This is a genomic window from Eisenbergiella sp. OF01-20 (assembly GCF_003478085.1).
In the GTDB taxonomy this organism is placed as follows: Bacteria; Bacillota; Clostridia; order Lachnospirales; family Lachnospiraceae; genus Eisenbergiella.
In genome coordinates, this window is the sequence record NZ_QUES01000095.1 from 1 (window position 1) to 1,286 (window position 1,286).

The window sequence follows — 1,286 nt, forward strand, 5'->3', positions numbered from 1 at the left end:
CAGGGAACCATGGTGGTTACGGATATCTGGAAGGAATTCGGGTTTAATACCATTGTTTATCTGGCGGCCATTACGTCCATTGACCCCAGCCTTTATGAATCGGCTGTGATGGACGGGGCGAACCGGCTCCAGCAGATTATACATATCACCCTGCCGGGAATGCTGCCGATAATCATGCTGATGCTGCTTTTGAACATCGGCTCTGTCATGAATGCCAATTTTGACCAGATTTTCAATCTTTACAGCCCCACGGTGTATAAGACGGGGGATGTGCTGGATACGCTTGTATACCGGATCGGTCTGGTCAATGCCAATTACTCACTGTCCACGGCGATAGGTATTTTCAAGTCCCTGGTATCCATGGTGCTGGTGGGAACCTCTTACCTGAGTGCTTACAAATTTGCCGGTTACCGGATTTTTTAAGGAGGGACGGATATGCCTGTTTCAAAAGGGGAGAAAATTTTTAATGTTATAAACAGTATTTTTCTAGTGGCGGTTGCCCTTTTCTGTCTGGCTCCCATGGTATATATGCTGGCGGTATCCTTAAGCGACAACGCCCAGGTGGTGGCGGGAAATGTGACCTTCTGGCCGAAAAAGTTTACTACGGCCACCTATGAATACCTTCTGGGGTATCAGGCCTTCTGGAAGTCCATGGGGATCTCGGTGGTACGGACGGCCCTGTCGCTTGTATTTACCCTGACGCTGACCGTGCTGTCCGCCTATCCATTGTCTAAAAGCCCGAAGAAGTTCTACGGAAGAAGTATATTTGCCTGGTACTTCTTTATTCCCATGCTGATCAATGGAGGATTAATCCCAACGTATATGATCGTCAGCAGGCTGGGGCTGATAGGCAGCCTTTGGGCATTGATACTGCCGTCTGCGGTTACGGTATTTTATGTGATGCTGCTGCTGAACTTTTTCAGGGGGCTGCCGGAGGAGCTGGAAGAGGCGGCCCTGCTGGATGGGGCGGGGCAGTGGACGATACTTTTCCGCGTGTTCCTGCCGCTGGCAACGCCTGCCCTGGCAACGATTGCCGTCTACTGCAGCCTGGCGCAGTGGAACGAATGGTTTAACGGTATTATCTACATGAAAACGCCGTCCCAGTATCCGCTGATGAGTTATCTGCAGGCAACCGTACTGAACGTGGACATGGAGAGTCTTTCTGCGGAGGAGCAGCAGAAAATGGCGTCTATCGGATCGGATACCTATCAGGCAGCCCAGCTTTTCATAGCGGCGCTGCCCATGCTGTGTATCTATCCGTTCATGCAGAAGTATTTTACAAAGGG

The 1,286-nt window shown here is 50.7% G+C and carries 2 protein-coding genes; both read left to right on the forward strand.

Translation table 11 applies throughout. From position 1 onward, the window contains the following. Positions 1 to 423 (forward strand): ABC transporter permease subunit (locus tag DXA36_RS32590; RefSeq protein ID WP_118683635.1); only part of this gene is annotated, 423 nt, incomplete at its 5' end. Between the two features lie 12 nt (positions 424 to 435). After that, on the forward strand, positions 436 to 1,286 hold an 851-nt coding region (locus DXA36_RS32595), incomplete at its 3' end, for a carbohydrate ABC transporter permease (protein ID WP_147366678.1).